The following is a 6,000-nucleotide window of genomic DNA, read 5'->3' on the forward strand; positions in this document are numbered from 1 at the left end:
GTGAATGACCGATAACGACTTTTCTCCATATTACACCTTCTTTTAATTTGTATATTCTTTAAGTTGATAAGAAATGGTGTAACTTATTCACGAATTGATTTCCTTTATGATAACCTTGAAAATTAGGTATTCGAACTAGTCCGAACTAATAAACTTTCACATAGACTGATGATATAACAAGACAAATGTAGATGGAGGTCATTTAATGATGAGAAGACAAAGTGGATTTGGTGGTTTTTCGCCAAATATGCCAAATATGATGCCAAACGCGATGCCAAATATGTTGCCAAATGCGATGCCAAATCAAATAGCACCGATTCAATCATTACCAGCCCAATATTGTCCGCCACAACCATGCCCACAATACTGTCCGCCCCAAGTGTTCCCTGCTCAGTATGATCCGCCACTTGTTTCGCCAGGACAGCAATATGTGAAAACAAACTTATTCAACAAGGTGGTGCAACACATTCATCCTTCGCATACCACAACAGTTAACAAACTACATGTTAACCACCAACACTATTTCCCACACACAGAATCCTGCGTAAATGAATGCTGTGAAACACATACCATGTGCGGCGTACCAGTCAACCCTTGTTGCCCCCCAGGTCCATTCGGATTCTAATTTACCAAAATCATTCCTTAGTAGAAATTTGTTAGCGAATAAGAAAAATCATATAGAAAAAAAGTTCATTGAAACACCAAAGTACCCTGTTGGGTACTTTTTGTAGTGAGTAAATGGATGAACTTGCTTCGCATTAGAGGTCAAATGGTATAGTTAGACATCATATTGACGTTTAAATTCAAAAATCTCATCAACAGCTTGGTGATACCCACCGGTTTTTTGGAAAGAATCCCTTATAGATGCCACAGCTTTATAAACAGAATACTGATTTATCACATAATCTACCGCTTCACTTAGTTGATTTGCAGACAAACCTTCCATTTTTAATTGGAGACCAGCTCCAATACGGACTACTTGTTCGGCAATGATCGGCTGATCCGCACTTTGTGGAATGACAATTAGTGGAACCCCGTAATAGAGACCTTCATGGGCACTGTTCATTCCACCATGTGTGATAAATAGTTTTGTGTATTTCAGTACCTCTGTTTGTGGAACATAATTTTTTACAATGAAGTTTGTAGGAGTCTCCCCTAAATCAGCTATTTGAATTTTTTCGCCAATCGACATGACAACTGTATGATCAGTGTTTCCGAGAGCCTTAAAACAAAGCTTATAGAAATCAATGGCTTGATTAAAGACCGTACCTAGTGAAATATATAGAAGGCTTTTCCCCTTAATTTCCGAAGCATCGAAGTCTTCTCTCGTTAATCGTGAAGAGATGGATGGACCCACGAATTTGTAGGTATGGTCAAATTCCTCACTAAAAGGTTGAAACTCCTTTGTTGTATAAACAATTGTCATTGGTGCAGGATTACAAAAAACTTCATAAGGAGAAGGAATCTCCACATCATATTTTTCATTTATCTTTTCCGTCAGACTTTGAAATTCTTGAACGATTTCAGTGGGAATGGTTTTAGAAAGCTGTTCCATCATTTTATCGAATGAAGCCTTTGACTGAGCAAATGAAGTACAAGAATTAATGGCCGGCAGTTTAAGTATTTGGGCCAATAAATAACCACAACCGAACATGGAATCGTGAATGATATAATCAAAATGTTCTCCCTTGATTTGCTCCAGAACACTAGGTATCACGATATCTGCTGTCCGTAAAAGACCATTGATTCTTTCAAGTAAGAAATTTCTCCCGCCGGAAATAAAGGCTTTTATAAATTTTTGTCCATCAAATGTTCGTACTGTAGCTCCCGTTTTCTCTAAACGCTCTCGAAAGTCTTCGATCGCAAAGTACACTACCTCTTCTCCACGTGAAATAAGATCTTCCACCACCCCAATGGTTGGATTGATATGTCCTTCTGAACCACCATTAATAAATAAAACACGTGCCATTCCAAACACTCCTTATGAAATTCTGTATGTAAAAAAACAACTGATAAATAAACCTTTAGTTTATTATACATTTATTAACTATACAGCTAAAAATCTAAAAAAGGATTGCATATGGATATGTTATAATTTTTATAAAACAGAACCATTTGAAAACAGCGGAATAATACAGAATCATGTCGACCTGAATTAAATTACATTTTCGTGGGTGATCATATGAAAATATCGATAGAAGAAATTAGCAAAGAACTGGGGGAAGAAATCCTCATTAGATGTCATGAGGTAGATGATGAAATATACGAAATCGTTAACAAGCTGGAAACGGTGGACCTTATTTTACTAGGATATCAAAATGATAGAGTTCACCGTATTAAGCTTAGTGATATCTATTATTTTGAAGCAGTAGACGGAAAAGTTTTTAGTTACTGCAAGAACAGCGTTTTTGAGGTAAAACAAAAGCTATATGAGTTAGAGGAATTATGCAAAGAAAAAAACTGTTTTCGTGCATCCAAATCAACTATTTTAAACATAGCAAAAATTTCCTCGATTTATCCTTCCATAAGCGGCCGCTTCGAAGCGGTGCTTGATAACGGGGAACGTGCTGTCGTATCAAGGCAGTATGTGCCGGTCCTTAAAAATAAGCTTGGATTGTAATGGGAGGGATACATATGACAATTTCTAAATTTTTACAAAAGATAATAAAGGATTTCCTGATCATCTTCGCAGCAATCATCATTATTATCACTATTTTGCGGCAAATTTATGATCCCCAGATGTCCTTTGATTTACAGTCCATTTATATCATTATGGCATTTGCATTTATAAGTGCATTAATGGGATTTATCCTGTATTCGCCTCAGGATTTAAGTGAGCAGAAAATGCGTATAAAAATGATCATTCATTTTATCGCTTTAGAGACTCTATTGATTGCCCTGGCCAGCGTATTTCGTATTGTGAATGATGCACAAGATGTAATCATTTTAGCCCTGCAAATTGCCGTCATTTACTTCCTCGTCCGTCTGCTGTCATGGAAAAATGATAAAAAAGACGCCCAAAAAATTAACGAAAAACTAAAGGCCTTAAAACAAGACGTTCATAAGTAATCAATGAAAAATCTTACATCAGCAGGTGCCTGACACCATTTAGTAAGCGGTAAGCTATAGAGCTTACCGCTTATTTTTGCATCTTATTTGCCTGTGGGAGCAACTTACTGTTTTTCTATATACTTCCTTTTTGTCATTTATTATGATGAACACATAAAAATGATTTGAATGAGAAGGAGTATCTGCTATGGGAATTTTACTTTTATTGATTGCTTTGATTTTCGAGATGGCTTTTGCTATCTACTGTATGGTTACGAAACAAAACCATAAAAAATTATTGAATTGGATCCGAATTGCACTGTTTATCACCTTTGTGATTCTTACACTTTTTTCGGTAATTGTGTGGAGTTTCCGCTGGATTTTGCTTGCCATCCTGCTTTTCATCTTAGCGCTAAAAGGAACCGTTTCACTAATCCGTAACAAAACAAATACCAAAAAACACAAAATTTCTTCTATTGTTTGGAAATCCATGATGATGATGGTGGCAATAATACTAGTCCTTGCCCCTGCTATTGTTTTTCCACAGCATAAATCACCAAAAATAACTGGTAACTATAAAGTTGCCACCGCTACTTACACCTATGTGGATCAAAACCGTATCGAGGACTTTTCCGACAAGGGAGACAATCGATTTGTAAATGTAGAATTTTGGTATCCCGAAAATGGAGATGGAACCTACCCGTTATTGGTGTTCTCACATGGTGCCTACGGAATTAAGGCAAGTAATACTTCTACCTATACAGAGCTTGCAAGCCACGGATATGTAGTCGTTTCAATCGATCATCCCTATCACTCTTTTTATACTCGTTCAGAGAATGGAACCAACGTCTTCATCAATCAAAATTATAACCGTGAAATCAGCAATCTTAATTCAGACGGTATTTACACAAATGAAGAACTGTATGGACTCATTCAAAAATGGATGAAACTGCGGACAGACGATATGAATTTTGTCATTGACACAATCCTTAAAAAAGCCAAAAGTGACCAAAATCCCATTTATCAACAGATCAATACAGATAAAATTGGTGTCTTTGGGCACTCAATGGGCGGCGCAGCAAGTGTATGGCTAGGCAGACAACGTGATGATATAGATGCAGTCGTAAATATTGATGCCCCGTTCTTTAGTGAGCTTGTTTATAAGAAAGACACGGATGCTTTTGCCGCAAGCAGTGAAGCCTACACGACCCCACTTCTTAACCTTTATTCTGACGATGTCTGGGGGCAGCTAGATCGGACTCCTATTTATGTAGCGAACAAACTCAACAATAAACAATTCAAAGACGCATATACTGCTCATTTCAAAGGGGCAAAGCATTTAAGCTTGACCGATTTACCGCTTTTCTCACCTATCCTTGCCAATATGATTCAAGGCGGAAAAGCAGATATTGATCCATATTACTGTATTGAAACAGAAAATGAATTAATCCTTAAATTTTTTGATTATCAATTAAAGGGCATTGGCCATTTTACTCCTAAGAAGACATATTGATTGATGAAAATCGTACATTTCAAAACCAATTAAACTGGTACAATAGTAGAAAAAGGATCGTTTTGACGGTCCTTTTTCTACTGGATTACGCTGCTTTTATATTTAGATAAAGTAAAACTTTCGTGAAATTCTTTTTCAGTTATTGATATCCTTAACGATAAATCAATTGTTCTTAAAACATAATCTTTAACACCGATAAATTCAGATTCAGCTATCAGATAAAAATGTGTCCCTTTTTTTAACCCATTAAAATTTTTCTTTAGTCTATACACCTTCATGTTCTTACCTGCTGCTTCCCTTCAAAATTTGGATTAACTTCACAAGGAAAGATTTAATTGCCACGAGATTCCGAAACGATCATTTAACCAGCCGAACCTCTTACTGAAACCATAATCCCCTATTGGCATAAGAGCTTGTCCACCATCCATAAGTTTTTGATAAAGGGTATTGATTTCGTCTTCCGTATCACAATTAATATAGATAGAGAATGAAGGAGTAAAGGAAAATTGATGTTTCACTTTACTGTCAATGCACATAAATTCCTGCCCTTTTAAGGAAAAAGCAGCCTTCATCACAGTTCCTTCATCCCCACCCTCATTGGCTCCATAGCGAACGATGCTTGTAATATGCGAATCTTCGATTATTGACGTATAAAAGTTCATTGCTTCTTCTGCATTTCCCTCTTGAAACATTAGAAACGGTGTAACCTTTCCCATTCTTGTCCACTCCTTCAACCATTTAATTAAATCCTCGTTAGCCTTTATCACTTTCATAGGATTAATAGTGGGCTTCCAATTTGAATTTCTTTTAATTATAAATATCCCATCAGAATAATTCAATCCGGCTTCATCATCTATTCCTCAACTGAAGTGTCCCATAAATCAAAAAAGGGTGCCTGCACCCCTTTTTAAACTCTGTCCCTTATTCGGTTATTCAAGGTTGAATCCATATTCGGGAAGTTCTCGAACATCCTCATTTCTCTCACTCCGATTTGGTTCGCCAATTAAAATTAACAACAAACGTTTATTTTCTTCGGATGCTGTCACCGCTATACAGTAAAGTGCTGTGTTGGTAACTCCAGTCTTTAACCCATCTACTTGGGGAATAACCCCTAACAAAGGATTTGTATTAACGATTCTTTTCTGCCACTTTTTTTTATTATGAATATATTCGTATTTTAAACTCGAATACTTTACGATGACTTTATTTTTAATTAAATTTAATGCGATTGTTGCTAAATCTCTTGCCGATGAGTAATGGTTTTTATTCTTTGGTGAAGAGATTTATCTATAGAGGTTTATGTTGGACCAAAAGAGGCTAGTTAAATAGAGAGCTTCTAAAAACAAATTCTAGGGGGGTTGGTATGTGGATTACGAGACCTTTTTTTAAATATGCAACAGGAATCCTGTTAGTTTTATTAATTATTTTCTTATTTGGCA

General features: G+C 36.3%; 7 protein-coding genes. 4 read left to right on the forward strand and 3 right to left on the reverse strand.

Translation table 11 applies throughout. From position 1 onward, the window contains the following. Positions 1 to 208: 208 nt before the first annotated feature. A complete protein-coding gene (locus tag V7077_RS22215) occupies positions 209 to 625 on the forward strand; it encodes a CotD family spore coat protein (protein ID WP_420489697.1) in 417 nt (138 codons plus the stop codon). Between the two features lie 153 nt (positions 626 to 778). Here V7077_RS22215 and V7077_RS22220 read toward each other — a convergent pair whose 3' ends face one another. After that, positions 779 to 1,969: a macrolide family glycosyltransferase gene (locus V7077_RS22220; RefSeq protein ID WP_335505994.1), complete on the reverse strand. Its 1,191-nt coding sequence runs from the start codon at positions 1,967 to 1,969 to the stop codon at positions 779 to 781. A gap of 213 nt (positions 1,970 to 2,182) precedes the next feature. On the opposite strand from V7077_RS22220, the gene V7077_RS22225 reads away from it, so the two are divergent. From V7077_RS22225 to V7077_RS22235, 3 genes are all read left to right on the forward strand, one after another. Beyond that, positions 2,183 to 2,620, forward strand: a complete 438-nt coding sequence (locus tag V7077_RS22225) for a LytTR family DNA-binding domain-containing protein (RefSeq protein ID WP_335505996.1) — start codon at positions 2,183 to 2,185, stop codon at positions 2,618 to 2,620. A gap of 14 nt (positions 2,621 to 2,634) precedes the next feature. Continuing rightward, positions 2,635 to 3,069, forward strand: a complete 435-nt coding sequence (locus V7077_RS22230) for a DUF3021 family protein (RefSeq protein WP_335505999.1) — start codon at positions 2,635 to 2,637, stop codon at positions 3,067 to 3,069. 187 nt (positions 3,070 to 3,256) lie between these two features. Further along, positions 3,257 to 4,561: an alpha/beta hydrolase family protein gene (locus V7077_RS22235; RefSeq protein WP_335506001.1), complete on the forward strand. Its 1,305-nt coding sequence runs from the start codon at positions 3,257 to 3,259 to the stop codon at positions 4,559 to 4,561. 317 nt (positions 4,562 to 4,878) lie between these two features. Here the strand turns inward: V7077_RS22235 and V7077_RS22240 are convergent, their stop codons facing one another. Both V7077_RS22240 and V7077_RS27820 read right to left on the reverse strand, forming a co-directional pair. Further along, complete coding sequence (locus V7077_RS22240; RefSeq protein WP_335506003.1) at positions 4,879 to 5,277, reverse strand: VOC family protein; 399 nt, start codon at positions 5,275 to 5,277, stop codon at positions 4,879 to 4,881. A gap of 213 nt (positions 5,278 to 5,490) precedes the next feature. Beyond that, positions 5,491 to 5,844 (reverse strand): hypothetical protein, encoded by a 354-nt coding sequence (locus V7077_RS27820; protein ID WP_420489699.1) that lies wholly within the window; start codon positions 5,842 to 5,844, stop codon positions 5,491 to 5,493. Positions 5,845 to 6,000 lie beyond the last annotated feature (156 nt).

Source organism: Neobacillus vireti, from assembly GCF_036962465.1.
GTDB classification, from domain to species: domain Bacteria; phylum Bacillota; class Bacilli; order Bacillales; family Cytobacillaceae; genus Neobacillus; species Neobacillus vireti_B.

What these genes read in the sequence shown, in the direction of transcription:
- V7077_RS22235 (WP_335506001.1), top strand. Translation starts at nt 3,257, where the DNA reads ATGGGAATTTTACTTTTATTGATTGCTTTGATTTTCGAGATGGCTTTT.
- V7077_RS22220 (WP_335505994.1), bottom strand. Translation starts at nt 1,969, where the DNA reads ATGGCACGTGTTTTATTTATTAATGGTGGTTCAGAAGGACATATCAAT.
- V7077_RS22240 (WP_335506003.1), bottom strand. Translation starts at nt 5,277, where the DNA reads ATGGGAAAGGTTACACCGTTTCTAATGTTTCAAGAGGGAAATGCAGAA.
- V7077_RS22215 (WP_420489697.1), top strand. Translation starts at nt 209, where the DNA reads ATGAGAAGACAAAGTGGATTTGGTGGTTTTTCGCCAAATATGCCAAAT.
- V7077_RS22225 (WP_335505996.1), top strand. Translation starts at nt 2,183, where the DNA reads ATGAAAATATCGATAGAAGAAATTAGCAAAGAACTGGGGGAAGAAATC.
- V7077_RS22230 (WP_335505999.1), top strand. Translation starts at nt 2,635, where the DNA reads ATGACAATTTCTAAATTTTTACAAAAGATAATAAAGGATTTCCTGATC.